Raw genomic sequence first — 22,863 nt, forward strand, 5'->3', positions numbered from 1 at the left:
TGCCGCCGCGCCGCCGCCGGGGTTAGGTGAGGCGCCGCCCTGCCCCCGAACCGTGGGCCACCCTTCGTGCGAGGACGATCATGACCCGGCTGCCGATCCCGCTGCCCCGCCGTGCCCTGCTGCGCAGCCTGCCGGCCCTGCCGCTCGCCGCCGGCCTGTCGCCGCTGGCGGCGCCGCGCCTGGCGCGGGCGCAGGGCGGTGTCTCGGGCAGGCTGGTGCTCTACACCAGCCAGCTGGAGCCCGACGCGGCGCGCACGGTGGAGATGTTCCGCCAGCGCCACCCGGCGGTGCAGGTGGAGTGGATCCGCGGCGGCACCAACCAGATCCTGCCGCGGCTGCGCGCCGAGCTGGCCGCCGGCGCGCCGCGCGCCGACCTGCTGCTGCTGGCCGACAGCCTGACCTTCGAGGGGCTGAAGAAGGAAGGGCTGCTGCGGCCGAGCCCGGAGATCGACCTCGCCGGCACGCCGGCCGGGCGGCACGATCCGGAGCGCTGCTATTTCGGCACCAAGCTGCTGACCACCGGCATCGTCATGAACAGCCGCGCCCCCTTCACGCCGAAGAGCTGGGCCGATCTGCTGCGCCCCGAGGCGCGCGGGCTGACCGCCATGCCCTCCCCCTCCGTCTCCGGCGCCGCCGCCATCCATGTGCAGGCGGTGGCGCAGACGCCGAGCCTCGGCTGGGGCTACTGGGAGAAGCTGGCGGCGGCCGGGCTGCAGCCGAGGGGCGGCAATGGCGCGGTGATGCAGGCGGTCGCCGGCGGCGAGCGCGGCTATGGCATGATCGTCGACTACATGCCGATCCGCGAGGCGGCGAAGGGCGCGCCGGTGCGCTTCATCGTGCCGGAGGAAGGCGTCAGCGCCATCACCGAGCCGGCGGCGATCCTGAAGAGCAGCCGCAACCCGGAAGCGGCGGCGGCCTTCATCGCCTTCCTGCTGTCGCGCGAGGGGCAGGCGCTGGCGGCCAGCCAGGGCTTCCTGCCGGCCGATCCCGGCGTGCCGCCGCCGGCCGGCTTCCCCGATCCGAAAAGCCTGACCCTGCTGCCCTTCGACGCCGCCCGCGCCGCCGCCGGGGCGGAGGCCGACCTGGCCCGCTTCAACCGCATCATGGGGCTGTAAGCCCCCCGTGCGGGCGCGGCTGAACGGCCTGCCGGCACGGTGGGGCGGCCTGCCGGCAGGGTGGGGCGGCCTGCCGGCTTTGGGCTGGCTGGCGCTGCTATGGCTGGCGCTGGTCGGCCTGGCCCCGGCGCTGCGCCTGCTGGCCGAGGCGGCGGGGCCGGCGCTGGCCGCCCTGCCCGGCGATGCCGGCGTCTGGCGCGCCGCCGGCCGCAGCCTGTTCGTGGCGGGCTGCGCCGCCGCTCTGGCCGGGGTGATCGGCACCGCCCAGGCGGCGCTGCTGCTGCTGCGGCAGACAGCGGGGCGCGGCCTGCTGCTGTTCCTCTGCATCCTGCCGCTGCTGGTGCCGCCGCAGATCCTGGCGCTGGGCTTCAGCCAGATGGGCGGGCCTTCCTCGCCGCTGCTGCTGGCGCTCGGCCTGGCGCCGAGCCTCGGCGCGCCCAACCCGTTCCACGGGCCGGGCGGCATGGTGCTGCTGCTGGGCATCCAGGGGGCGCCGCTGGTGCTGCTGGCCATCGCCGCGCTGCAGCGCCGCCTGCCGGGGGAGCTGCTGCCGGCCGCCCGCGGCCTCGGCGCCGCGCCCGGAGTGGCGCTGCGGCGCGTGGTCTGGCCGCTGCTCTGGCCCGGGGTGCTGGCCGGGCTCGGCCTCGCCTATGTCGCGGCGCTGGGCAATTTCGGCATCGCCGCGCTGCTCGGCATTCCCGGCCGCTACCCGCTGCTGACGGTGCTGATCTGGCAGCGCCTCTCCGCCACCGGGCCGGCGGCGCTGTCGCAGGTGGCGGCGCTCTCGCTGCTGCTGGCGGCGCTCGCCCTGCCGGGGCTGCTGCTGCAGTTCCGCGCCGCGCGCGGCATCGCCTGGCGCGCCGGCCGGCCCTTCGCGCCGCTGCCGGCAAGCCTGGGCAGCCGACTCGCCCTGCTGCCGCTGGCGCTCTACCTGCTGGCGGTGCTGGCCCTGCCGCTGGCCGCCCTGCTGTGCAGCGCGCTGGTGCCGGCGATGGGTGTGCCGCTCTCGGCGCAGAGCGTCACGCTGCGGCATTTCGCCGCCACCCTGGCGCCCGGGGCGCACACCCTGGCGGCGCTGGGCAATTCGCTGCTGCTGGCCGGCGGCGCCGCGCTGCTGCTGGCGCTGGCGGCGCTGCCGGTGGCGCTGTCGCTGCGGCACCGCCCGGTGCGCTGGGCCAGCGCCGGCATCGACCTGCCCTATGCCCTGCCCGGCGCCTGCACGGCGGTGGCCGCCATCCTGCTGGTGCTGACCCTGCCGGGGGGCGGCGCCGTCTATGGCACGATGGGGCTGATCCTGTTCGCCTATCTCTCGCGCTTCCAGGCGCTGGCGCTGCGCCCGGTCGCCGCCGCCGCGGCGCGGCTGGACCCGGCGCTGGAGATGGCGGCGCGCGGCCTCGGCGCCGGGCTGTGGCTGCGGCTGTCGGCCGTGCAGCTGCCGCTGCTGGCCCCGGCGCTGGCGGCCGGCGCCATCCTGGTGGTGCTGCTGGCGGTGAATGAGGTGACGATCAGTTCCCTGCTGCACGGGCCCGGCACCCAGACGCTGGGGCTGCTGGTGTTCAACCTGCAGGATGGCGGCCAGGGGCCGCAGGCGGCGGCGGTGTCCTGCCTGTCGCTGCTGCTGGTGGCCGGGCTGATGGGGCTGGCCACCCTGCTCGGCCGCCGCCTGCCGCCCGGCACCCTGCCCTGGCGGCTGTGAGGTCCGGCCCGCTGTGACCTTGCGTCACACGCAGAACCGTTTGCGAATCCTTCGCAGCACTCTATCTGGAGCCTGAGCGGGGGCGGCCCCGCCCCGATCGGGAGATAACAGTGACCGCTTCCCTCAACCGCTTCGCGCCTTTGGCGCTGGCCGCGCTGCGCATCATGTCGGCGCTGCTGTTCATGGCGCATGGCACGCAGAAGCTGCTGGGCTTCCCGGCCCCGCCGCCCGGCGGCAACCTGCCCGCCGCCTTCACCCTGCCCTGGACCGCCGGCGTGCTGGAGCTGGTCGGCGGCGCGCTGCTGGTGCTCGGGCTGTTCACCCGCCCGGTGGCCTTCGTGCTCTCCGGCCTGATGGCCTTCGCCTATTTCCTCGCCCATGCGCCGCGCAATTTCTACCCGGTGCTGAATGGCGGCGACGCGGCGATCCTGTTCTGCTTCGTCTTCCTCTACCTGGTCTTCGCCGGCCCCGGCGCGCTGGCGCTCGACAAGCGCTGAGGCGCCCCCGGCCGCGCCGGACCCGGCCCGGGCAGCCAGGCTGCCCGGGCCTTTCTTGTCGGTGCTACAGCCCGTCCGGCTCCAGCAGCACCACCGGCTCGCCATTGCCCAGCACGCCGACGCCGCCCACCCCGGGCAGCGCCGCCAGCGCCGGGTGCAGCGGCCGCAGCAGCAGGTCGGAGCGCCGCTGCACCCGGTCCACCGCCAGCCCCAGCAGCCGCCCGGCGCTGCGCAGCATCACCACCCCGCCCTCGCCCGCCGCCGGCGCGGCCGGCAGGTTCAGCAGCTCCGCCAGGCGGCGCAGCTCGGCCCCCGGCGGCAGGGGCGCGCCCGGCTCCAGCACCGCCTCCACCCGCCCGGCCGGCAGGGCATAGGGATGCCCGCCCACCTCCACCAGCAGCACATTCTGCACCGCCGCCGTCAGCGGCAGGCGCAGGGTGAAGCTGGTGCCTTGCCCGGCCTCGCTCGCCACCTCCAGCGTGCCGCCGGCGCGGCGCACCGCCTCCTGCACCACGTCGAGCCCGACGCCACGGCCGGAGGTCTCGGTCACCGTCTCGGCGGTGGAGAAGCCGGGGCGGAACAGCAAAGCGTGGATATCGGCCAGCGGCAGCAGCGCCGCCTCGCCCGGCTCCAGCAACCCGCGCGCCACGGCGCGGTCCAGCACGCGCTGCGTGTCGATGCCGGCGCCGTCATCACTGACGCGGACCCGGATCTGCCCGGTGCGGCGGGCCGCCGAGATGCGCAGCGTGCCGCGCGCGGTCTTGCCGGCGGCCAGCCGCGCCGCCGGCGCCTCCAGCCCATGGTCGACGGCGTTGCGCACCAGATGCAGCAGCGGATCGGCCAGCAGCTCCACCAGGGAGCGGTCGATGGCGACCTCCTGCCCCTCCAGCAGCAGCTCCACCTCCTTGCCGCTGGCCCGCGCCACGGCGCGCGCCACCCGCGGCAGCCGGGCGAAAAGCGTGCCGACGGGGACCACGCGCAGCTCCAGCACCGCCTCGTCCAGCCGGCGCAGCGACAGGGTCAGGCGGCTTTCGGCGGCGTCCAGCGTGTCCTGGTGGCGGCGCAGCCGGTCGAGCGACTGCGCCATCTGCGGCGCGATGCCGCCGGGCAGCCACTGCTCCAGCGCCGCCAGCCGGCTGATCGCGGTGCGGGCGCCGCCCTCCTGCAAGGCCTCCGACAGAGCCAGCGCGGCGGCGCGCAGCTCGGCCTGCAGGTTGATGATGCCGTCGATCGTCTCCTGCCGCACCCGCATGGTGACGGGGCCGGCCTCGGCGGTCTCCGGCGCCGCCTCGGGCGCGGCCAGGGGCGCCACCTCGGGCAGCAGCGACAGCTCGTGCAGCACCTGCCCGGCCGGGTCGCGCGTCGCCGCATGCGCGGCCAGCGCCGGCAGCGCCAGCCCGCTGGCAAACAGCAGCTCGATCGAGGGCGGCGTGCTGTCCGGCAAATTGCGGCTGGCCAGCACCTCGGCCTCCTCATGCAGCCAGGCGCCGACGGCATTCTCCAGCACCGCCTCCTGCCCCAGCGCCAGCCGCGCCACGAAGAGGCGCTGCCCGGCCCCCAGCGCGGCGAGTGCCCGGGCGCGGGCGCCTGGCCCCATATTGGCGCGGAAGGCGGGCGGCAGGCGCGGGTCCAGCGCCTCGGCCGGCTCGGCGAGCGGCAGCGGGCGGGCCGGATGCAGCGCGCCCTCGGCGGCCGCCTGCAGCCGCTCGGCCAGCAGCGGGCCCTGGATCGCCAGCACCGCGGCGGCGTCCGGGTCGCCGGCGCGGTCGGCCAGATCCTCCAGCGTCAGCAGCAGCGCCTCCAGCCCCTCCTGGCCGAGGGCGCAGGCGGCGGCGGCCGTGGCGCGCGCCGCGGCGGCGAGCGCGGCGGCGTCGCCCCCGCCCTCGGTCAGCGCGGTGACGCGCATGGCCAGCCCGGCCAGGCGCGGCGCCAGCTCGCCTTGGGCCGCGGCGGGCAGCGCCTCGGCCCCCGCGCTCTCCCCGGCGCGGGCGCCGAGCAGCTCCAGCTGCCGCCGCAACAGGCCGAGCGCCGGCAGCGCCGCGGTGCTGCCCGCCGCCTCGGCCAGGCCGGCGAAGCCGCGCGCCAGGCGGTGCAGGCCGAGCAGCGATGCGGCGCCGGCCAGATCCTCGGCCTCGCGCAGCGCCTCGGCCTCGCGCGCCGCCGGGATCTCGCCGCCAAGCCGCGCCAGCAGCGGCACCGCCCCGGCGATGCGCGAGGCCAGCACGCCGAGCAGCGGGTCGCCGCCCTCCCCGGTCCCGGCCGGCGGCGCGGCCGGCGGCGCGACCGGCGGCACGGACAGCGGCACAGACAGCGCGGGCCCCGGCGCGGAGAGCGGGGGCGCGGGCGGCGACGCGCCGCCGCCATGGGCGATGCGCTGCAGCTGCGCCAGCAGCGCCGGCTCGGCGGCCAGGTCGCGCTTGGTCGCCAGCACCGCCTCGCGCTGGCGGCGCAGCCCGTCGACGGCGGCCAGCAGCGCCTCGGCCACCCCGGCATCCACCAGCAGCCTGCCGCTGCGCGCCTGGCCGAGGATGTCCTCCGCCGCATGCGCCACATGCTTCATGCCGGAGGCGCCGAGCGCGTCGCTCATGCCCTTCAGGCTGTGGAAGGCGCGGAACAGCGTGTTGACCTGCTCGGCGCCAGGCTCGCTGCCGCTGGCCAGCAGCGCCTCGATGGTGTCGAGATGCTCCTCGCTCTCGGCGGCGAATTCGCCCCAGAGGGCGTCATCCTCCTCCAGCATCGCCTCAGCCCTCCGTGCCGGCCAGCGCCGGCAGGCCGGTGGCGCGGCGGGCGGCGCGCAGGATGGCCTCGCCCTGGCGGTCCCGCAGATCCGGGCTGAAGGCGCCGGAAGGCTTGCCGACCACGGCGCTGGCGCCCAGCCGCCGGGCCAGCGCCGCCAGCTCCGAGCCCGGCCGCGCGGCGGAGGAGACGATGACCACCGCGCCATGCCCGGACAGCGCCCATTCGCGCAGCGTGCCGATGCCGTCCAGCACCGGCATCTCGATATCCAGCATGGTCAGGTCCGGCCGCAGCGCCTCCATCAGGGCGAGCGCGGCGCGGCCATCGCCGGCCTCCCCCACCACGGTGAAGGCGGGGTCGCCGGAGAGGGTCTCCCGGACGAGGCGGCGCATCATGGCGCTGTCATCGACGACCAGGGCGCGCAGCCGGGGGGCCTCCGTGGCGGCGGGTGGCGCCGGCTCCTCCGCCTCGATGGCGGGTTGCTGCCCGGGCGCCGTCTCGGGCGGCGGCAGGTCGGTGCCGGCGCGGCCGATCGCCTCGGCCTGCGCCGCCAGCGCGGCGGCGAGCGCCCCGAGCCCGGCGGGATCACCCTCCTCCAGCAGCGGCCGCCCCGCCTCCAGCATGCCGCCGAGCGAGGCGATGCCGAAGGCGGCGGCCATGGCGGAGAGCCGGTCCATGGCGCGGCCGGCCGCCTCCGGCGCGGCGGCCTCGGCCAGCGTCGCGCAGCCCTCCAGCCATTCCGGCAGGAAGGCCTCCAGCAATTCGGGGTCGAGCGGCTCGGCCATGCGACTCTCCTTCCCTCGGCTCGGCTACAGCCGCAACGCCGCCGGGGCCAGCAGGGTGGCGGCGCGGCGGCCCAGCGCCTCGGGCTCGCCCTCCTCCGCCGTGCCGCCGGCGGCGCGCAGCGCCTCGCCCGCCGCCACCGGCATGCCGGCCACCACGCAGCTGGCGGCCGATTGCAGCAGCAGCACCGCGCCGCGCGCGGCCAGCGCCGCGACACCCGCCGCCCCGTCCCGACCCATGCCGGTCAGCACCACGGCCAGCGCCCGGCGCGCCACCAGGGCGGCGGACTGGAACAGCAGGTCGACCGAAGGATGCACCGGCCCCGGGCCGGCGGCCAGACGCAACAGGAAGCCGCCATCGGCGGCGCGCGCCAGATGGCCATCGGTGCCGCCGGGCAGCACCACCACCTCGCCCGGCACCGGATGCAGGCCGCGCTCGCCGAGGCGCACCACCTGGCCGGTGCGGGCGGCCAGATGCCGCACCAGCTCCGGCCCCAGCTCGGCCGGCATGTGCTGCGCCACCAGGCAGGGCACCGGCAGAGGCCCGGCCGCCTTCAGGAACGCCGCCACCGCATCCGGCCCGCCGGTGGAGGCGCCGAGCAGCACCACATCGCAGCGCCCCTGGCCCGGCCGCGCGGGTGGCGGTGGCGCGGCGGCGGCGGCCGGCTGCAGCAGGGATTGCGGCAGGCGCAGCGGCGCGCCGGCGCGCGTTTCGCCCTCCGGCAGGGCGCGCGCCCGCTGCGCCGCCCAGTGGCGCAGCCGGCCGCGCAGCTCGCGGTCGATGCGGCCGAGATCGAGGCCGGACAGCGCCGAGCCCTTCCACAGGTAATCCACCGCGCCGCGCGCCAGGGCGGCCAGCGCCACCTCCGACCCGTCGCGGGTGTGGTGGCTGACCATCACCACGGCGGGGGGGCTCGGCAGCGCCATCAGCCGCTCGGTCACCGCCAGCCCGTCCAGCTCCGGCATCTCGACATCCAGCGCCACCACATCCGGGCGCAGCCTGGCCGCCAGCTCCAGCGCGGCGATGCCATTGGCGGCCTCGCCCACGACCTTGAGGTCGCCATCCGCCTCGATGATGCGCTTCAGCGCCATGCGCATGAAGCCGCTATCGTCCACCACCAGGACGCGGATCACGCGGGGGCGGCCAGCGACGGGGAGAGCAGCGCCGAACGCGCCAGGGCGGCGGCGCGGCAGAGCGGCAGGGTGCGGCCCTGATAGGGCAGCAGCGCGGCGACCGGGCCATCGCCCGGCAGCTCGGCCAGGCCGGCGCTGGGCAGGTGCCGCAGCCCGGGCACGGCGCTGACGGCGAGGGCCAGCGGCGCGCTGCCGGCCAGGCGCAGCAGCGGCGGCGCCGCATCGGTGGCCAGCACCGCCCCGGCCCCCAGCGCCAGCCCGGCATCCAGCACCGGCAGCACATCGCCGCGATGCGAAACCACTCCGAAGGCGCCCGCCTGCGGCAGCGGCGAGGGGCGCTGCGGCGGCACCACCGCCGCGACCTCCTCGGCCGGCAGGGCGAAGAGCAGCGCGCCGGCGCGGGCCAGCAGCAGCGGCAGGCGCGGCTCGGGCGGCGGCGGCGGCCGCTCGCGCAGCGGCGGCGCCAGGGCGCGCAGCGCCGCGGCGGCCGGGCCGGCCAGCAGCGTCTCCAGCTCCGCGCCCGCCGGTGGCCCGGCCTGCGGCGCGGCGCGGTCGCAGGGCAGCGCGTAGAGCCTTCCCTCCACCGCCAGCACCGCCATCAGCGGCGGCGCCGGCCAGGGGGGCAGGGTCGGGTCGAGCCAGAGCGGGTCCAGCACCAGCACCGGCACCCCGGCCGCGCCCTCGCCGGCACGCCGCTCGGCGCGGCCGCCGGCCAGCCCCTCGGCCAGGCCGAGGCCGAGCGCGCCGCGCGGCCGGCCCGGGGCCGGCACCAGCTCGGGAAAGGCCACGATCCGGCGCAGCGCAGCCAGCGGCACCACCAGCCGGCCCTCGCCCAGGCCCAGCGCCAGGAAGGCGGCGGCGGCGCGGGCCGGATGGCGGGCGCGGCCGGAAAGTGGCGGCAGCGGCCCCGGCGGCAGCGGCGGCGCGCTGGGCGCGGTGCCCGCCGGTGCCTCCAGCGCCAGGGGCAGCGGCAGGGCGCCGTCGGGGGTGGTGTCGAGCAGCGCCTCGCCGGTCACCAGCAGCCGGCCGGAGGGGCCCTGGCAGGCCAGCCAGACCGGGCCGGGCGCGCCGCCCGGCGCCAGCACCGGCACCGCCTGCCCGTCCAGCAGCGCCAGCGCCGGCAGGGTGGCGGGGGCGCCGGGCAGCGGCCGGATCCGCGGCGGCTCCACCGGGGCGGCGCCGGGCGGCAGGCGCCAGGCGCGGCCGCCGGCCAGCAGCGCGGCGCCGCTCATGCCCGCCGCCACAGCGAGGGCTGCGCCGCATCCCACAGCGCGAGGCCGAGCCCGGAGGGCGGCAGGTCGGTGGCGCCGAGCAGCAGCGCCCCGCCCGGGGCGAGCCGGGCGCAGAGGCCGCGCAGCACCGCCTCCCGCGCCGCCTGGGTCAGATAGATCAGCACGTTGCGGCAGAGAATGATGTCCTGCTCCGAAGTCTCGGGCGGTGCGCCGGGGGATGGGTCGACGGGCGCCAGGGCGCAGAGATTGGCCCGCGCGAAGCCGACCGCAACCGCATCGCCGGGCCGGGCGCGGGGCGCGCCATCGGGCCCGGTCGGGAAGTGGCCGCGATAGGCCTCGGGCACCTCGCGCAGCGGGTCGGGCGGGCCGGGCTCGAACCAGCCGCTGGCGGCGCGCGCCAGGGCCGGGCGGCAGAGGTCGAGGCCGAGGATGCGCGCCGGCAGCCCGGCCTCGGCGGCCAGCGCGGCGAGGCTCCAGGCCTCCTCCCCGGTGGCGCAGCCGGCGGAGAGGATGCGCAAGGGGCGGCCCGGCACGGCCAGCGCCGGGAAGGCCAGCGCCGCCAGCGCCAGCAGCTGCGGCGCGGTGCGGAACAGCCGCGTCTCCTGCACCGTCACGGCGTCGATCAGCGCGGCCCAGAAGGGATCGTCGAGGCCGGGGGCGGCCAGGCTGGCGGCGGGCGCGGCGGCGATCAGCGGCGCGGCGCGGCGCAGCCGGCCGCACAGCACCTCGCTCGCCGCCAGGCCGACCAGGGCGGCCAGCCCGTCCCGCGCCGCGTCGAAACGGGCGGGATCCGGGGCGGCGGCCGGCCCCGAGTCGGTGGCGGCCGCGCCGCCGCGGGGCGGATCGCCGCCCCCCGGCCGTGCGGCGAGACCCGCTCCGGCGCAGGGCACCGGCGGCCGGCGACCGCCCGGTCCTGCGCCGGGCGGGGTCAGGCGGCCAGCGCCTCGGCGCGGGTGGCGTAGGCGGGGATGATCTTGTCGAAGCCGGAGATCTCGAACACCTCGCGCACCGCCGGCTGCAGCCCGCAGACGCTGAAGCTCTTGCCGGCGGTCTTGGCCTGCTTGGCGGCCTTCAGCAGCACGCGCAGCCCAGCGGAGGAGACGTAGCGCACCCCCTCCAGATCGGCGACCACGCCGCCTTCCTCCAGCAGCGCGAGCAGCTTGGCCTCCGCCGCCGCGGCGGTGGCGGTGTCGAGCCGCCCTTCGAAGGCAGCGACCGTCACGGCCCCGGACTTGATCTCGGCGATCTGCATACTCGTCACGCTCCTTTGTGCGTCCAGTCCCGCGCCGCGGGTTCCGCCCGGCGGCGCGTCATTCCTCAATCGTGCCTAAGGTGCCGCCGCGATCACGCGGCGTCCAGCACCGCCAGCAGATGGTTGCGGCCATCCGCGCGGCGATAATCGAGCGAGCGCACCATGCGCCGCACGAAATGGATGCCGAGCCCGCCGATCTCGCGCTCCTCGAGGCCGGCCTCGGTGTCCGGCGCGGCTTCGGCCAGCGGGTCGAATTCCGGGCCGTCATCGGTGATGCCCAGATGCAGCGCGCCATCCTGCAGGCGCAGCGCCACCTCGACGAAGCTCGCCCCCGCGCCATGCATGGCGACATTGGCCACCAGCTCCTCCGCCACCAGGGCGACGCGATGGGCGGCGCCGGGCGCCAGCTCGGCCTCCTCGGCGAAGGCCTCCAGCCGGTCGAGCAGCGCGGGAACCGCCTCGGCCTCGGGCCGCAGGCGAAGCGCCAGTTCCGTGCTCTGCGCCATGCGCGGCGGTATCCTTCTTCCGACTCGCCGCAGCCTAACGAAGCGCGGTGCGCTTGTCAGGCGGTCGCCTGAGGCCGGGCCGGGGCTGCCCTGGTACCCGCCCTGGCACCTCCCCTGGCACCTCCCCTGGCGCTTGACGGAAAACCTCCCGCCTGCGATCCATGCGCGCCCCGGAGACGAGCGGTTTTTTGCCGGAAAATCAGGCGCTTCGTGGCAGTTTCGTGACAGTGTTCGAACGGCGCCGCAGCGGCGCGGAGGCGGGCGATGCAACGCAGGCTGCTGCTCGGCGGCGTGGTGATGCTGGTGCTCCTGGCGATGGCCGGGCTCGGCCTGTTCGCGCTGCACCGCAACCAGGCCGAGGCGCGCGACGCCCTGGCGCGGCTGGACACGCTGCATGGCGCGCTGGATCTCGGCCGCCAGGCGGAGACGGCGTTCAAGCTGCAGGTGCAGGAATGGAAGAACATCCTGCTGCGCAGCCATGAGCCAGGGGCCGCGCCGCGGCTGCGCCAGGCCTATGACGCGGCGGCGGCGGAATCCGCCGGGCTGCTCGGCCAGCTGGAGGGCGCGGCGCCGGCGCTGCGCGACACCACCGCCGCGCCGCTGGCCGGCGAGCTGCCGGCGCTGCGCCGCGCGCTGGCCGGGCTGGACGAGCGCTACAAGGCCGCGCTGGCCGCGCATGACCCGGCCACGCCCGAAGGCGCCCGCGCCGCCGATGCGGCGCTGCGCGGCGCCGACCGGGCGCTGCAGCAGCAGCTCGATTCGGTCGGCGACCGGCTGGGCGAGGCCTGGTCGGCCACGGCGCGCGAGCTCGCCGCCCGGTCCGAGGCCCGCTACGAGGAGACGCGGCAGCTGCTCCTCTGGGGCAGCCTGATCGGGCTGGCGCTGGTGCTGGCGCTGCTCTTCGGCCTGGCGCGGCCGCGCGGCTGAGCCCGGAGAGCGCGAGGCGATGGAGATCCTGGCCAGCATCTTCGGCGGGCTCGGCCTGTTCTTCCTCGGCGTGAAGGGCGTCGGCGCGGGGCTGCAGGCGATGGGCGGGCGGCGCATGCGCCGGCTGATGGCCGAGGCCACGCGCGGCCCGCTGCGCAGCGCCGCGATGGGGCTGCTGATGGGGGCGCTGACGCAATCCTCCAACGCCGTCACCTTCATCGCCACCAGCCTCTACACCGCCGGGCTGCTGCCGCTGCGCCGCGCCCTGCCGGCGCTGGCCTGGTGCAATGCCGGCACGGCGGGGCTGGTGCTGCTGGCCACCATCGATCTGCGGCTGGCGGTGCTGTGGCTGTTCGGCGCGGTCGGCTTCGCCACCTATTTCGGGCTGGATGGCGGCGGCCGGCTGAAGCCGCTGCTGGGCGCGCTGGCCGGGCTCGGCCTGCTCTTCCTGGGGCTGGCCACCATCAAGGCCGGCGCGGCACCCTTGCGCGACCTGCCGCTGGTGCGCGAGATCCTGGCCTTCTCCGGCACCGCGCTGACGCCGCCCTTCCTGATCGGCGTGGTGATCACGCTGATCGCGCAATCCTCCTCCACCGTCTCGATCCTGGCCATCACCCTGACCTCGCTCGGCCTGCTCGGCTTCGAGCAGACGGTGATGGTGGTCTATGGCGCCTCGCTCGGCTCGGGCCTGTCGGTGCTGCTGCTCTCGGGCAATCTGTCCGGCTCGGCGCGGCAGCTGGCGCTTTACCAGACGCTGTTCAAGGCGGCCGGCACCGCGCTGTTCCTGCTGCTCTTCTGGCTGGAGCAGCGGGGCGTGCCGCTGGTGCTCGCCGCCACCGCCTGGCTGTCGCACGACCTGCCGGAGCGCGTCGGCTGGCTGTTCCTGCTGTTCCAGCTGATCACCGCCCTGGCGCTGGCGCCGCTGAACGGGGCGTTCATGGCGGTGCTGAAGCGCCTGTCGCCGCCGGGCGCGGCGGAGGCGCTGGGCCGGCCGCGCTACCTCTACGACCAGGCGCTGGAGCATGCGCCGACCGCGCTGGAGCTGGTGGAGCGCGAGCAGGCCGGCCTGACCGCCCGCCTGCCCGGGCTGCTCGGCCCGCTGCTGGAGCCGGGGGAGGAAGCGCCGGGCCAGCCGCCGCGCCCGGCCCGGCTGCAGGCCGCCGCCAGCGTCGAGCAGGCGGTGCGGCATTTCCTGGCCGAGCTGCTGACCCGCGACCCCGCCCCGGCCTCGCTGGAGCGGGTGGTGGCGCTGGAGAGCCGGCAGGAGATGCTGGTGGCGCTGCGCGAGACGGTGGGCGAGTTCGCCGAGGCGCTGGAACAGGCCGGCGCCCGCGGCGAGGCCGACCCCGTCGCCGCGCCGCTGCGCGCGCTGGCCGAGGCGCTGCACCTGCTGCTGCTGCAGCTGGAGGAGGCGGCGAAAGGGCTGGAGGCGGAGGATCTGGCGCTGCTGCGCACCCTCTCCGCCGACCGCTCCGACATGATGGACCAGCTGCGCCGCCGCGTCGCCCGCGCCGAGCCGGGGCTGGCGCCGGGCGGGCATGACCTGCTGTTCCGCGCCACCGCCCTGTTCGAGCGCGCCGTCTGGCTGATCCGTCGCCAGGCGCTGCTGCTGGAGCCCGCCCCCGCCGAGGGCTGAGCGGCGCATCCGCGCTCGTCCCCGCCCCCTTCCCAGCGGCCGCGGCGCAAGGCTAGCCTGACCCCCAAGAAAACGGCTTCCGGGACAGACGAACATCGTGGCTGAGGGAATGGCGCCGCCATGCGCAATGCGCTGAGCGGCTGGCAGGAGCTTTTCGACCGCCGGCGGGACAAGAAGCTGGAACGGCCGCCCGATGTGGTGCACGCGCTGGAGGATCTTCCGCCCGCCGCCGACACCGCCGCCCTGGCGCTGCAGCAGCTGGCCATCCAGTCGATCTATTTCCTGCTGCCCGGGCTGGTGGCGCTGGCCTATGGCGCCGATGCGCGGGAGGCGACGCGCTTCCTCTGCCTCTCCATCCTGGCGCTGGGCCTGGCGGGGCTGCTGCAGGCGGCACGGCGCGGGCCGCTCGGCTCCGGCTACGCCCTGCCCTTCATCCCCTCCCCGGTCTTCGTCGCCGTCTATCTGCTGGCGGCGCAGCAGGCGAGCCTGGCCCAGGCCTCGGCGCTGGTGGCGGTGGCCGGCCTCGCCGGCATGCTGCTGGTGCTGGCCCTGCCACGGCTGAGCCGGCTGGTGCCGACCGAGGTCGCCGGCGTGGTGGTGTTCCTGATCGGCGTCAGCCTGCTGCCGCGCGCCCTCTCCGCCGCCTTCGCCGGCGGCGCGGCCGAGGCGGGGGCCGCCGGCCCGGCGCTGCCCGGCCTGGCGGGGGCGGTGGCGCTCGGCGCGCTGGCGCTGATGATGCTGGTGGCGCTGAGCCGCACCCGGCTGGCGCGGTTCGGCGCGCTGCTGGGCGCGCTGGCCGGGCTGGTGGTGTCACTCGCCCTGGGGCTGGTGCCGCAGGGGGCGGCGGCGACGCTGGCGGCGCTGCCCTGGTTCGCCCTGCCCGCGCCCGGCCTGCCCGATGCGCGGGATTTCGACTGGGCGCTGATGCCGGCCTTCCTGGCCGCCGCCTGCGCCTCCATCGCCTCCTGGCTCGGCGATCTGGTGGCCTTTCAGCGCGCCGCCGATGGCGACTGGAAACGCCCGGACGAGCCGCCGCTGCGGCGCGGCGTGCTGGCCGGCTTCGGCGCCATCACGCTCGCCGGCCTGTTCGGCGGCATGGCGCCTGGCACCTCCTCGGCCTGTGTCGGGCTCGCCATCGCCTCGCGCAGCCTGGCGCGCATCGTGGCGGTGGCGGGGGCGGTCGCGCTGCTGCTGCTGTCCTGCTCGCCGAAGCTGGTCGGTCTGTTCGTGCTGGTGCCGGACCCGGTGAAGGCGGCGCTGCTGCTCTATGTGTGCTGCTTCATGATGGCGGCGGGCTGCCAGCTGGTGACCGCCCGCATGCTGGATGCGCGGCGCACCTTCGTCGCCGGGCTCGGCCTCTGCGCCGGGCTCGGCGTGGTGATCGCGCCGGAATTCGCCGCGCATCTGCCGCGCGCGCTGCAGAGCCCGGTGACCGCCGGCGCGCTGGTCGGCTTCGCGCTGAACCTGCTGACCCTGCCCTTCGTGGTGCGCCAGGCGCGGTTCGAGCTGGCCCTGGATGCGCGGCTGGCGCAGCAGGTGGAGGACCGCGCCGCGGCGCTGGGCGGCGCCTGGGGCGCGCGGCGCAGCACCATGGACCGCATGGCCCACGCGCTGCTGGAACTGGCCGAGCTGCTGGCCGCGCGCGGCGAGACGCGGCTGGCCGTCGAGGCGGTGTTCCGCGAGGACCGTGTCGGCCTGCTGCTGCGGCATGGCGGGAGGGCGCTGCCGCCGCCCAGCCTGCGGCCGGAGGCCGCCGATCTGGACGGGCCGCCGGAGGCGCAGGAGGCTTTCGCGCTCTGGCTGGCGACGAGGCAGGCCAGCGCCTTCCAGCAGCGCAGCCTGCCCGCCGGGCCGGGCCCGCGGCAGGAGCTGCGGCTGGAATTCCAGGACTGAACGGCAGGGGCGCGCCGCGCCCCTGCCCTGCCGCGCTCAGAGCTGCTCGAGATCCAGCGCGTAGCCGGCGCTGCGCACGGTGCGGATGATGTCCACCTCGCCCTCGCCATTCACCGCCTTGCGCAGCCGGCGGATATGCACATCGACGGTGCGCGGCTCGACATGGATGTCGCGGCCCCAGACGGCATCCAGCAGCTGCTCGCGCGAGAAGACGCGCCCCGGATGCTGCAGGAAGAATTCCAGCAGCCGGTACTCCGTCGGGCCCAGATGCAGGGCGCGGCCGGCGCGGCTGACGCGGTGCGCATCCTGGTCCATGGTCACGTCGTGCCAGGCCAGCGTGCCCTTGGTGGCGACGCCGCCGGAGCGGCGCAGCAGCGCCCGGATGCGCGCCATCAGCGCGTCCATCACGAAGGGCTTGGCGATGTAGTCGTCGGCCCCGGTGTCCAGCGCCCGGACCGCATCCTGGTCCTCGGTGCGCGCGGTCACCATGATGATCGGCAGGTCGCGCGTGTCGGGGCGGCGGCGCAGCTGGCGGCAGACCTCGAGCCCCGAGAGCGCCGGCAGCATCCAGTCCAGCAGCACCAGATCGGGCGGCGCCTCGGCCACCCGCATCAGGGCTTCCTGGCCATCGGCGGCCTCGTCCACCCGGAAGCCCTGCTTCTCGAGGTTGTAGCGCAGCAGGGTCAGCAGCGGCGCCTCGTCCTCGACCACCAGGATGGTCGGGCGGGCCATGCCGGAATGCGGCTCGGCCATCGAAGGGTTCCTCTTGCCGCGATCAGGCAGGCGGGCGGACGACGGTGTATGCGGAAGCATCGGATTTCGGCCTGTCCTCGGGGAGCATGTGACCCAGCACGGCGTAGTGCACGGTCTCGGCGATGTTGGTCGCGTGGTCGCCGATGCGCTCGAAATTCTTGGCGATGAACAGCAGATGGGTGGCCGCGGTGATGTTGCGCGGATCCTCCATCATATGCGTCAGCATCTCGCGGAAGATGCCGTTGTAGATGTCGTCGACCGGCGCGTCGGCACCCCAGACGCGCTCGGCGGCGGCGGCATCCTCCTTGACCAGCGCGTCGATCGCGTCCTTCAAATTCTCCTGCACCAGCTTGGCCATCCACTGGAAGCCGTTCAGGCTGCCGAGCTGCGGCTGCTGCGAGACGACGATCGCGCGCTTGGCGGCGTTGCGGGCGTAGTCGCCGATGCGCTCGATATCGGTGGACACCTTCATGGCGGCGACGATCAGCCGCAGATCGGCGGCCATCGGCTGGCGCAGCGCCAGCAGGCGGACGCAGAAATTCTCGATCTCGGTCTCCAGCGCGTCGATCTCGCCATCGCGGCCGACGACGGCGCTGGCCAGCTCGGTGTCGCGGCGGATCAGGGCGGTGGCAGAATCGGCCACCTGGCGCTCGGCCAGGCCGCCCATGCGGGCGACCATCTCGCGCAGGCGCTTCAGCTGTTCTTCATAGGACCGCACGATGTGCTCGCTCTGCTGCTCGGGGGCTTCGGTCTGCATGGGAGGCTCCTGCTCAGCCGAAGCGGCCGGTGATGTATTCCTGGGTCTTCTTCTGCTTGGGCGCGGTGAACATCTCCTCCGCCGGCGCCACCTCGACCAGCTCGCCGAGATAGAAGAAGGCCACCTGGTCGGCGCAGCGCGCCGCCTGCTGCATGTTGTGGGTGACGATCGCGATGGTGAAGTCCTGCTTCAGCTCGTCGATCAGCTCCTCGATCTTCAGGGTCGAGATCGGGTCGAGCGCCGAGGTCGGCTCGTCCAGCAGGATCACCTCCGGCCGCACCGCGATGGTGCGGGCAATGCAGAGGCGCTGCTGCTGGCCGCCCGAGAGGCCCATGGCCGAGCTGTTCAGCCGGTCCTTCACCTCACCCCAGATCGCGGCGCGGGTCAGCGCCCATTCGATGCGCTCATCCATCTGGCTCTTGGAGAGCTTCTCATGCAGGCGGATGCCGAAGGCGATGTTCTCGTAGATCGTCATCGGGAAGGGGGTGGGCTTCTGGAACACCATGCCGATGCGCGCGCGCAGCGCGTTCATGTCGACATCGCCATCCAGGATGTTCTTGCCGTCCAGCAGCACCTGGCCGCTGGCGCGCTGGCCGGGATAGAGGCTGTACATCCGGTTCAGGATGCGCAGCAGCGTCGACTTGCCGCAGCCCGAGGGGCCGATCATGCCGGTCACCTGGCGGTCGGGCAGGTCGAGATTGATCCCCTTCAGCGCCTTGTTGGCGCCGTAGAAGAATTCCAGGTCGCGGATCGAGATCCGCGCCGGGTTCAGCGCGGCGCCGGAGCGGGCCTGGATGCCGCCCAGGGCCTCGGTGTTCGCGGTGGTCATGGAAGCGCTCATCTGTGTCCTCACTTCCGGCGCAGCAGGCTGCGCGCCGCGATGTTGAGCCCGAGCACGCCGAGCGTGATGATCAGGGCGCCGGCCCAGGCCAGGGCGATCCAGTCCTCATAGGGCGAGCCGGCATAGGAGAAGATGGTGACCGGCAGGCTGGACATCGGCGCCGAGAGGCTGAGCGACCAGTTCAGATTGCCGAGCGAGGTGAACAGCAGCGGCGCCGTCTCGCCGGCGACGCGGGCGACGGCCAGCAGCACGCCGGTGACGATGCCCGAGGCGGCGGCGCGCCAGCAGACCAGCGTCACCATCTTCCATTTCGGCGCGCCGAGGCCGATCACCGCCTCGCGCAGCGTGTCGGGCAGCAGGCGCAGCATGTCCTCGGTGGTGCGCACCACGATCGGGATGACGATGACGGCGAGCGCCGCCGCGCCGGCCCAGCCGGAGAAGCCGCCGAAGGGCACCACCAGGATCTGGTAGACGAACAGCCCGATCAGGATGGAGGGCGCCGAGAGCAGGATGTCGGAGACGAAGCGCACCGCATTCGCCAGCGGCGAGGCCTTGGCGTATTCGGCGAGATAGGTGCCGACCAGCAGCCCGATCGGCGTGCCGACGGCGGTGCCGATGGCGGTCTGGATCAGGCTGCCGATGATCGGGTTCAGCAGGCCGCCGCCGGAACCCGGCGGGCGCGTCACCTCGGTGAACACCTTCAGCTCCAGCGCGGCGAAGCCGTTCCAGAACAGCGTGCCGAGGATCGAGAAGAGCAGCGCCAGGCCGATGCCGGTGGCGCCGTAGCAGGCCAGCTTCACCGCCAGCGCCACGGCGCGGCGGCGGCGGCCGAGCGCGGCCGCGACCTTCATGTCCTTGGCCGGGCCGCTCTGCAGCCGGTCCGGGGTGCCTTGCGGCAGGGTGGAGGCGCTCATGGGATCAGGCCTTCAGCCGCTGGCGCAGCAGGAAGCGCGACGCCGCGAGCACGATGAAGGAGATGACGAAGAGGATGAAGCCGAGCCCCAGCAGGGCCGAGAGCTTCAGGCTGCCGAGCTCGCTCTCGCCGAATTCCAGCGCGACCAGCGAGGCGATGGTGTTGCCCGGGCCGAACAGGCTGGTGGAGATGCGGTTGGCATTGCCGATGACGAAGGTGACCGCCATGGTCTCGCCCAGCGCCCGGCCGAGGCCCAGCATGATGCCGCCCACCACCGAGATCCGCGTGTAGGGCAGCACGACGCTGCGCACCACCTCCCACTGCGTGCAGCCGAGGCCGTAGGCGCTCTCCTTGTAGACCGGGGGCACCGTCTCGAACACGTCGCGCATGGTCGCCGCGATGAAGGGCAGCACCATGATCGCCAGGATCAGCGCGGCGGTGAAGATGCCGGTGCCGAAGGGGGGGCCGGCGAAGAGGAAGCCGATGAAGGGCAGCTCGCCCAGCGTGTCGATGACGAAGGGCTGCACCGTCTGCGCCATGAAGGGCACGATCAGGAAGAAGCCCCACATGCCGTAGATGATCGAGGGCACCGCGGCGAGCAGCTCGACCGCCGTGCCGACGGGGCGCTTCAGCCAGGCGGGGGCCAGCTCGGTCAGGTAGAAGGCGACGCCGAAGGCCAGCGGCACGGCCAGCACCAGCGCCAGCACGGCGGTGATGACGGTGCCGTAGATCGACACGCCGGCGCCGAACACCTCCTGCACCGGGTCCCATTCCGTCGAGCTGACGAAGGACAGGCCGAAGGTGCGGAAGGCCTGCAGCCCGCCCAGGAACAGCTCCAGAATGATGGCGCCGAGCAGCAGCAGGACAAACACCCCCGCGCTGCGGCAGGCGGCGGCGAAGATGGCGTCGCCCAGCGCGCCCGAGCTCTTGCCGCGGCTGAGCGCCCGTCCGGGCGGCGCCATCTCGGCGGTGGGGGTTGCGGCCTGCTGCAAGGTCAAGCTCCGGGGGTCCGGTGGGAGGGGTGGGTCGGGGCATAACCGCCCCGGCCGATCCGCGAAAGCGGGCGGAACCTGCCGGCCCCGCCCGTTCTCCGGCTGCGGCGCCAGGCCGCAGCGGGCGGGGCCAAGGCCGGCCCCGCCCGGTGGTTCAGCTTACTGCGCCGGCCAGAGGGCGCGGCCATCGACCCGGATCTCGGCCCAGGCGGCGCGGATGGCGTTCTCGACGCTCTCCGGCAGCGGGATGTAGTCCAGCTCGGTGGCCGTCTGGTCGCCCGAGCGGAAGGCCCAGTCGAAGAAGCGCATCACGTTCTGGGCGCGGGTCGCATCCTGCGGGTTCTTCGGCAGCAGGATGAAGGTCGGCGAGACGATCGGCCAGGACCTCTCGCCCTGGGTGTCGATCAGGCTGGCGGCGAAGTTCGGCGCGGTCCAGTCGGCATTGGCGGCGGCGGCCTGGAAGGCCTCCGGCGTCGGCGTCACATAGTTGCCGGCGCGGTTGCGCAGCTGCGTCGTGGTCAGGTGGTTCTGCTCGGCATAGGCCTGCTCGACATAGCCGATGGCGCCGCGCACGTTGCGGACGGTGCCGGCGACACCCTCATTGCCGCGGGCGCCGGTGCCGGCGGGCCAGCGCACCGAGGTGCCGACGCCGACGCGGCCCTTGAACTCGTTGGAGACGGCCGAGAGGTAGGACACCCACACGAAGGTCGTGCCCGAGCCATCGGCGCGATAGACCGGGGCGATCGCCAGGTTCGGCAGGGTCACGCCCGGGTTCATCTCGACCAGCTTCGGGTCGTTCCACTTGGTGATCTTGCCCAGATAGATGTCGGCCAGGATCTCGCCGGTCAGGCGCATCTGGTTCATCTCGACGCCCGGGATGTTCACGATGGCGACCAGGCTGCCCATCGTGGCCGGGAATTGCAGCAGGTTGTGCTCCTGCAGCTGCTCGGCCGTCATCGGCGCGTCGGAGGCGCCGAAATCCACCGTGCGGTTGCGGATCTGCGCCTGGCCGGCGCCCGAGCCGACCGACTGGTAGTTCAGCTGCACATTGATGGCGGAGCGAGCGGCCTCGCCCCACTTCTGGTACAGCGGGTTCGGGAAGCTCGCACCCGCCCCGGTGATCGTGGCCTGCTGCGCGGCGGCCCCCATCGAGAGGCCGATCGTCGCCACGAGGCCGGCCGCCAGGGCCAGAAGCCGATTGCTCACCATATCTCTCCGTCTTTGGGCCCCTGCCCCCGGGCCTTGTCGCCAGGGGCTCCCGCAGGGCCGGTTCGGTCGAGGCGCCTTCTAGGACACCGCCACGACGCTTCGATTTCACTTTTATGAAGCTTCGATGACACCACCGGCCCTGGGCAGCCATCCGGACAAGCGGGGCCGCCTGTCGGTCCCCGCCCGGCGCGGCGGACGGGTATCCTGCAACCGCCCCCCTCAGGGCGGGTTGTTGGGGGCAAGTGAGACCCTGACGCACCGCAGCAGGCCCTTGCCCGCCATGTTCCGTGACGCCGCGCCCATGCCCCGCCCGGCCGCCCTGACCGCCCCCCGCCCGCAACGCCATGCCGGGCGAGTCGGCGCCCCCGCCCCGGACCCCGCCCCATGCCGCGGCCGGTGAGCGAGGCGCCGCCGGGCGGGATGCTGCTCTCCTGGCTGCCCCCGGCCTCCTCCCGCGCCGCCGCCTGGGCCGCGGCGCCGGTGGGTGCCGGGCTGGCGCTGCTGCTGCTGCATGGCGTGCCGCTGCCCGCCGCGCTGGGCCCCGGCTTCGCCCCGGCCCTGGCGATCCTGCCGCTGGCCGCCGCCGGCCTGGCCGGCGGGGTGTCGGGCGGCGCCGGCGCCGTGCTGCTGATGCTGCTGGGCGAGGCGCTGCTGCTGCTGCTGAGCCCGGGCATGGCGCGGCTGCCGCTGCTGGCCGGGCTGCTGCCGGCCGGCCTGCTGGTGGCCGGGCTGGCCGGGCTGCTGCGCCAGCGGCTGGAGGCCGAGCGGCGGCTGCATGCGCGGCAGCGCCGGCTGGAGGCGCTGGCCGGCGCCGGCAGCTGGCAATCCTTCTCCGGCGGCGGCGCGCTGCGCCTCTCCCCCTCCGCCTGGGCGCTGCTGCAGCGCCCGGCCGAGGCGGCGCCGATCAGCACCGGCCGCTTCCACACCCTGCTCTGCCCGGAGGATGTCGAGCCGCTGCGCGAGGCGCTGCGCCGCGCCCATGGCGGCCGCACCCCGCTGCGGGCGGAGTTCCGCGCCCTGCTGCCCGGCGGCGGCACGCGCTGGCTGGAGCTGGTGGGCGAGCCGCAGCCGGATGGCGGCCAGCGCGGCGTGCTGCTCGACATCGACGCCCGCAAGCAGGCCCGGCAGGATTGCGACACCGCCCTGGCCCGGCAGGAGACGCTGAACCGCGAGCTGGTGCACCGAGTGCGCAACACCTTCCAGCTGATGATCAGCCTGCTGCGCCTGCAGCAGCGCCAGGCCGTCCCGGCGGCGGTGCCGGCGCTGGAGGCGGCGCTGCACCGGGTGCAATCCATGGCCCTGGTGCATGCCGATCTCTACCCCGCCGCGGTCGATGGCGCGGTGCGGCTGGAGGCCTATCTGCCCGGCCTGGCGCAGGCGGTGCTGGCGGGCTCGCCGCGCCGCCCGGCGCCGGCGCTGCGGCTGGAGGTGGCGCCGCTGCTGCTGGCCACCGACCATGCCCTGCTGCTCGGCCTGGCGCTGTGCGAGGGGCTGGACAATGCGCTGCGCCATGCCTGGCCGGAGGGCGAGGCCGGCACCCTGTCGCTGCGCCTGACGCTCGGCGAGTCGGAGGCCGAGCTGCTGCTGGAGGATGACGGGCGCGGCCTGCCCGCCCGCTTCACCTTCGGCGAGGGCGGGCTCGGCCTGCTGCTGCTGCAATCCTCCGCCCAGCAGCTGGCCGGCAGCCTGGCGCTGGAGGCCGGGCCGCCTTCGCGCATCCGCATCCGCTTCCCGCGCGCCGGCAATGAGAAAACCCCGCCCGGATACGGGCGGGGCTGATCCCGGCGGGGTGGCCGGGCCGCGCGGCGGCGCGGCTCAGCGCTTCTTGCTGTCCTCCGCCGGCTCCCAGCCGGTGGCGCTGCCGGGCTTGGCGGTGGAGGGCGGGTCGCTCGCGGGGAAGGTGTCCTTCAGCTCCTTGTCGAGCTGCCGTTCCGTCTCGCTCGCCTGCGGTTTCTGCTTGGAGTCTTGCTCGGCCATGCTGGCTCTCCTTGT

The 22,863-nt window shown here is 75.3% G+C and carries 21 protein-coding genes; 7 read left to right on the plus strand and 14 right to left on the minus strand.

Annotated elements, in window-relative coordinates:
- Nucleotides 1-80 precede the first annotated feature (80 nt).
- The 3 genes from QE401_RS09490 to QE401_RS09500 all read left to right on the plus strand — a co-directional run bounded on the left by QE401_RS09490 (nt 81) and on the right by QE401_RS09500 (nt 3,308).
- On the plus strand, nt 81-1,115 hold the full coding sequence (locus tag QE401_RS09490; protein WP_307137969.1) for an extracellular solute-binding protein: 1,035 nt from the start codon (nt 81-83) through the stop codon (nt 1,113-1,115).
- Between the two features lie 7 nt (nt 1,116-1,122).
- Nucleotides 1,123-2,811 carry an ABC transporter permease gene (locus QE401_RS09495; protein WP_307137970.1) on the plus strand — a complete coding sequence of 563 codons (1,689 nt, stop codon included), beginning with the start codon at nt 1,123-1,125 and terminating at the stop codon, nt 2,809-2,811.
- 110 nt (nt 2,812-2,921) lie between these two features.
- A complete protein-coding gene (locus QE401_RS09500; RefSeq protein ID WP_307137971.1) occupies nt 2,922-3,308 on the plus strand; it encodes a DoxX family protein in 387 nt (128 codons plus the stop codon).
- Nucleotides 3,309-3,372: 64 nt separating this feature from the next.
- Here QE401_RS09500 and QE401_RS09505 read toward each other — a convergent pair whose 3' ends face one another.
- The 7 genes from QE401_RS09505 to QE401_RS09535 form a co-directional block, all read right to left on the minus strand.
- Nucleotides 3,373-6,045 carry an ATP-binding protein gene (locus QE401_RS09505; protein WP_307137972.1) on the minus strand — a complete coding sequence of 891 codons (2,673 nt, stop codon included), beginning with the start codon at nt 6,043-6,045 and terminating at the stop codon, nt 3,373-3,375.
- Between the two features lie 4 nt (nt 6,046-6,049).
- Nucleotides 6,050-6,829 (minus strand): response regulator, encoded by a 780-nt coding sequence (locus QE401_RS09510; protein WP_307137973.1) that lies wholly within the window; start codon nt 6,827-6,829, stop codon nt 6,050-6,052.
- A gap of 24 nt (nt 6,830-6,853) precedes the next feature.
- A complete protein-coding gene (locus QE401_RS09515) occupies nt 6,854-7,960 on the minus strand; it encodes a chemotaxis protein CheB (protein WP_307137974.1) in 1,107 nt (368 codons plus the stop codon).
- Complete coding sequence (locus tag QE401_RS09520) at nt 7,957-9,192, minus strand: chemotaxis protein CheW (protein ID WP_307137975.1); 1,236 nt, start codon at nt 9,190-9,192, stop codon at nt 7,957-7,959. Before QE401_RS09520 ends, QE401_RS09515 begins: the two co-directional genes overlap by 4 nt.
- Nucleotides 9,189-10,082 carry a CheR family methyltransferase gene (locus tag QE401_RS09525; protein ID WP_307137976.1) on the minus strand — a complete coding sequence of 298 codons (894 nt, stop codon included), beginning with the start codon at nt 10,080-10,082 and terminating at the stop codon, nt 9,189-9,191. Before QE401_RS09525 ends, QE401_RS09520 begins: the two co-directional genes overlap by 4 nt.
- Nucleotides 10,083-10,120: 38 nt before the next feature.
- Nucleotides 10,121-10,444: an STAS domain-containing protein gene (locus QE401_RS09530; protein ID WP_307137977.1), complete on the minus strand. Its 324-nt coding sequence runs from the start codon at nt 10,442-10,444 to the stop codon at nt 10,121-10,123.
- Nucleotides 10,445-10,536: 92 nt separating this feature from the next.
- On the minus strand, nt 10,537-10,950 hold the full coding sequence (locus tag QE401_RS09535; protein WP_307137978.1) for an ATP-binding protein: 414 nt from the start codon (nt 10,948-10,950) through the stop codon (nt 10,537-10,539).
- A gap of 264 nt (nt 10,951-11,214) precedes the next feature.
- On the opposite strand from QE401_RS09535, the gene QE401_RS09540 reads away from it, so the two are divergent.
- The 3 genes from QE401_RS09540 (at nt 11,215) to QE401_RS09550 (ending at nt 15,406) form a co-directional block, all read left to right on the plus strand.
- Nucleotides 11,215-11,877 carry a hypothetical protein gene (locus QE401_RS09540; protein WP_307137979.1) on the plus strand — a complete coding sequence of 221 codons (663 nt, stop codon included), beginning with the start codon at nt 11,215-11,217 and terminating at the stop codon, nt 11,875-11,877.
- A gap of 19 nt (nt 11,878-11,896) precedes the next feature.
- Nucleotides 11,897-13,513 carry a Na/Pi symporter gene (locus tag QE401_RS09545; RefSeq protein ID WP_307137980.1) on the plus strand — a complete coding sequence of 539 codons (1,617 nt, stop codon included), beginning with the start codon at nt 11,897-11,899 and terminating at the stop codon, nt 13,511-13,513.
- A 120-nt stretch (nt 13,514-13,633) separates the two neighbouring features.
- Nucleotides 13,634-15,406, plus strand: a complete 1,773-nt coding sequence (locus QE401_RS09550) for a solute carrier family 23 protein (protein WP_307137981.1) — start codon at nt 13,634-13,636, stop codon at nt 15,404-15,406.
- A 36-nt stretch (nt 15,407-15,442) separates the two neighbouring features.
- On the opposite strand, the gene phoB is transcribed toward QE401_RS09550, so the two are convergent.
- The 6 genes from phoB to pstS form a co-directional block, all read right to left on the minus strand.
- Entirely contained in the window at nt 15,443-16,159 is a 717-nt protein-coding gene (phoB, locus tag QE401_RS09555) for a phosphate regulon transcriptional regulator PhoB (protein WP_307137982.1), read from the minus strand.
- 22 nt (nt 16,160-16,181) lie between these two features.
- On the minus strand, nt 16,182-16,916 hold the full coding sequence (phoU, locus tag QE401_RS09560) for a phosphate signaling complex protein PhoU (protein ID WP_307137983.1): 735 nt from the start codon (nt 16,914-16,916) through the stop codon (nt 16,182-16,184).
- A gap of 13 nt (nt 16,917-16,929) precedes the next feature.
- On the minus strand, nt 16,930-17,745 hold the full coding sequence (pstB, locus tag QE401_RS09565) for a phosphate ABC transporter ATP-binding protein PstB (protein WP_307137984.1): 816 nt from the start codon (nt 17,743-17,745) through the stop codon (nt 16,930-16,932).
- A 20-nt stretch (nt 17,746-17,765) separates the two neighbouring features.
- A complete protein-coding gene (gene pstA, locus QE401_RS09570) occupies nt 17,766-18,671 on the minus strand; it encodes a phosphate ABC transporter permease PstA (RefSeq protein WP_307137985.1) in 906 nt (301 codons plus the stop codon).
- 4 nt (nt 18,672-18,675) lie between these two features.
- Nucleotides 18,676-19,632: a phosphate ABC transporter permease subunit PstC gene (pstC, locus tag QE401_RS09575; RefSeq protein ID WP_307140214.1), complete on the minus strand. Its 957-nt coding sequence runs from the start codon at nt 19,630-19,632 to the stop codon at nt 18,676-18,678.
- A 189-nt stretch (nt 19,633-19,821) separates the two neighbouring features.
- Entirely contained in the window at nt 19,822-20,871 is a 1,050-nt protein-coding gene (gene pstS, locus QE401_RS09580) for a phosphate ABC transporter substrate-binding protein PstS (protein WP_307137986.1), read from the minus strand.
- Nucleotides 20,872-21,255: 384 nt separating this feature from the next.
- Here pstS and QE401_RS09585 point away from each other — a divergent pair, with 384 nt between their 5' ends.
- Complete coding sequence (locus tag QE401_RS09585; RefSeq protein ID WP_307137987.1) at nt 21,256-22,650, plus strand: sensor histidine kinase; 1,395 nt, start codon at nt 21,256-21,258, stop codon at nt 22,648-22,650.
- 36 nt (nt 22,651-22,686) lie between these two features.
- Here QE401_RS09585 and QE401_RS09590 read toward each other — a convergent pair whose 3' ends face one another.
- Entirely contained in the window at nt 22,687-22,848 is a 162-nt protein-coding gene (locus QE401_RS09590; protein ID WP_307137988.1) for a hypothetical protein, read from the minus strand.
- Nucleotides 22,849-22,863: the final 15 nt, after the last annotated feature.

Source organism: Pseudoroseomonas cervicalis (genome assembly GCF_030818485.1).
Classification (GTDB): Bacteria; Pseudomonadota; Alphaproteobacteria; order Acetobacterales; family Acetobacteraceae; genus Pseudoroseomonas; species Pseudoroseomonas cervicalis_A.